The organism is Thermoproteota archaeon, from assembly GCA_030130125.1.
Lineage (GTDB): Archaea > Korarchaeota > Korarchaeia > Korarchaeales > Korarchaeaceae > Korarchaeum.
On record JARZZM010000048.1, the window covers coordinates 1 to 3,234 of the forward strand.

Annotated in this window: 4 protein-coding genes; all 4 read left to right on the plus strand. The window is 39.5% G+C overall.

Annotation, left to right across the window (positions count from 1 at the left end; translation table 11 throughout):
• A partial coding sequence (locus tag QI197_07320) for a zinc-binding dehydrogenase (protein ID MDK2373168.1) occupies nucleotides 1-563 on the plus strand: 563 nt, incomplete at its 5' end.
• 23 nt (nucleotides 564-586) lie between these two features.
• Nucleotides 587-1,723, plus strand: a complete 1,137-nt coding sequence (oah, locus tag QI197_07325; protein ID MDK2373169.1) for a 6-oxocyclohex-1-ene-1-carbonyl-CoA hydratase — start codon at nucleotides 587-589, stop codon at nucleotides 1,721-1,723.
• 90 nt (nucleotides 1,724-1,813) lie between these two features.
• A complete protein-coding gene (locus QI197_07330; protein MDK2373170.1) occupies nucleotides 1,814-2,563 on the plus strand; it encodes a 3-oxoacyl-ACP reductase family protein in 750 nt (249 codons plus the stop codon).
• Nucleotides 2,564-2,581: 18 nt separating this feature from the next.
• On the plus strand, nucleotides 2,582-3,234 hold a 653-nt coding region (locus tag QI197_07335), incomplete at its 3' end, for an enoyl-CoA hydratase/isomerase family protein (GenBank protein MDK2373171.1).

Consider the following 3,234-nt stretch of genomic DNA (forward strand, 5'->3'; position numbering starts at 1 on the left):
GAGATAACACTATAGTTATAGGTCTTGGGGGTGTGGGTTCCTACATGGCTCAGGAATTGAAAGCCCTTGGTGCGAACATAGTTATCGGTATTGATATAAGCGAGGTAAAGCTTCAGAAGATGTTGAAATATGGAGTTGATGAAGCAATAAATGCTACTGGAAAAAGTCCAAAGGATGTGGCTAATGAGGTGAAGGCAATTCGTAAAAAATATGATTTGCCAGCATATGGCTGGAAGATTTTTGAATGTACAGGAACAAAGCCGGGTCAAGAAACCGCTTTGAATCTTTTAAGTTTTATTGGGAAGTTAATAATCGTGGGCTTTGGTATGCAGAAGGTTGAATATTCTATAAGCAGGCTTATGGCGTTTGATGCTGAGATAATTGGGACATGGGGTTGTTTACCTGAGTATTATCCTGCTGTGCTTAGTATGGTAGTAAATAGGAAAATAAACATTGAGGATTTTGTTCAGACAAGACCCATGAGTCAGATAGCAGAAGTATTTGAAGAGGTTCATAAATCCCCGCCGGAAAAAAGAGTGGTTCTGGTTCCAGATTTTAAATAAAAATAAAATTTAAGGAGGAGGATATGTCTTTAGATTGGTTGCCAAGAGATAATGAAGTTAAAGATCATAATCTGTTTGGGGATGAGTTTTTTGGTACTGAACCCCCCTGTACCATGTACGAGAAAAAACCTTTGATCAACCCAAGTACTGGTGAAGAGGTTGAAGGTTTATATACTGCTTGGATCACATTGAATAATCCTAAACAATATGGTTCTTACACCACTCAGATGTTGAAAGGCGTAATTGCTGGAATGCACAAGGCATCAATGGACAGGGAAGTGGTGGCGATCATTTTTACATCTGTTGGTGATAGGGCGTTTTGTACTGGTGGTAATACCAAAGAGTATGCCGAATATTATACCAAAAGACCCATGGAGTATGCCCAATACATGGATCTTTTCTGCAGGGCAGTTGATGCGATCTTACATGCCAGAAAACCTGTGATATGCCGTTGTAATGGTATGAGAATAGCTGGTGGACAGGAGTTAGGGCAGGCATGTGATTTTACAGTAGCTGCAGATACTGCTGCTTTTGGACAGGCGGGGACAAGACATGGATCCACCCCAACTGGTGGTTCAACTGACTTTTTGCCGTGGAATCTATCAATGGAACAGGCCATGTGGCAGGCTACAGCCAATGAGATGTGGAGTGCCGCAAAGATGGAAAGGCTTGGACTTATCACAAAGGCAATTCCAATTAAAAAGAATGAAAAAGGAGAGTGGGTGAGAGACCCCAGGGTTATTACAGATAGATATGTAGATGAGAATGGCAATATTGTTTATGGAGAATATAAGACAGGTGAAGAGTTTGAAAAGGGTAAAGAACTCCTTAAGACACTGCAGACGGACTGGACTCTTTTAGACGATTACGTCAATAAAATGGTCTGGAGACTTACCCAGACCACTTATCTGTGCCTTATGAATACCATTGAAAGCGTCCGTTTGAAGAAGAGGTTCTTCTGGGATCTTGGAAAGAGCAGTCAGATTTACTGGCTCGCAGCAAACATGAATACTGAAGCGTTTATCGGATTTAATGCCTTTAACACCTCTAAAATTACTGGTTCTAGAGAGATTGATTTTATTAAATACAGGCAGCTTCTGGCAAAAGTAGAAACCTTTGATAAGATTGCTGAGGAAGTAATACCAAAACCTAAAAAATAGGGTTTGGGTTTAGATTAATGGTTTTTTATATGGCAGGTCAATTTTTTGGCCTGCCATATTTTGTATTAGATCAGAAAAAAAGGAGGTCCTATGAGGCTTAAAGATAAAAAAGCAATTGTTACAGGTTCAGGAAGAGGAATTGGTAGGGCAGTTGCTATTGCCTTTGCAAGGGAAGGCGCAGATGTTTTAATAAATTATCACAGCAATGATACTGCTGCAAAAGAAGTTGCTGCTGAGATTGAGAAACTGGGAAGAAAAGCGGTTATTGTAAAGGCTGATGTGAGCAGTTACAAAGATGCTTACAATATGGTAGATGTTGCAATTAAAGAGCTAGGTGGTCTGGATATTTTAGTTAATAATGCTGGGATGTCAAAACCTTCTCTTCTTTTAAAAATGTCAGAAGAAGATTGGGATAAGATTATAGCTATTCATTTAAAGGGAACATTTAATTGTACACAAGCTGCTGCTAAACACATGGCAGAAAAGAAGTACGGTAGGATAATAAATGTTATATCAACTGCAGGAATATATGGAACAATTGGTCAGATAAATTATGCATCTGCAAAGGCTGGAATAATTGGTTTTACGAAATCTGCAAGTAGAGAGCTTGGAAAATATAACATCACTGTAAATGCCATATGCCCTGGAATTACTGAAACTGATATGACTCAGAAGATAAGAAGCGATGAGAAATTAAAAGAGATATACCTTGGCAGGATTCAACTTGGACGCTTCTGTACCCCTGAAGAGATAGCTCCTGCCTTTGTATTTTTAGCTTCTGATGAAGCTTCTTATATTACTGGCCAGATTTTGGGAGTGGATGGAGGTTATATAGGATAAAATTAAAGGAGGTGAGATATGGGGTTTGAATTTATAAAAACCGAGATAAAAGATGGCATTGGTACTATTGTTTTAGCCAGACCCCCATTGAACATACTGAATATTGCAATGATGGAAGAGATCAACAAGGCACTGATGGATTTTGCGGATAAAAAGATAAAGCTTCTGGTGTTTAAAGCAGAAGGAAAAGCATTTAGCGCTGGAGTGGATGTCGGAGAGCATATGGGAGATATGGCTTCAAAGATGATAGAAGTATTTCACGGAATGTTTCGTAATATGGATAAGGTGGGTGCTCCATCAATTGCTGTTGTTAACGGTGCAGCATTGGGTGGTGGATGTGAACTTGTTGTATATTGTGATCTTGTAATAGCATCTGATAAAGCAAAGATCGGACAGCCTGAGATAAGTGTAGGAGTTTTTCCACCTATAGCAGCTCTTATCTTCCCAAGAATCATTGGCAGGAAGAAAGCAGCAGAGCTTATTTTGTCTGGAGATGTGATAAGTGCTGAAGAGGCAAAGGAGATAGGTCTAGTGAATGTGGTGGTTTCCCATGAAAAACTAGAGGAAGAAGCGGAAAAGTTTATCCAGAGGTTTTCCAAAAACAGTGGTATTGTTATGAGGTACACAAAGATGGCAATGCTTGCTGGGATAAAAGAAGCCCAAGATAAAGC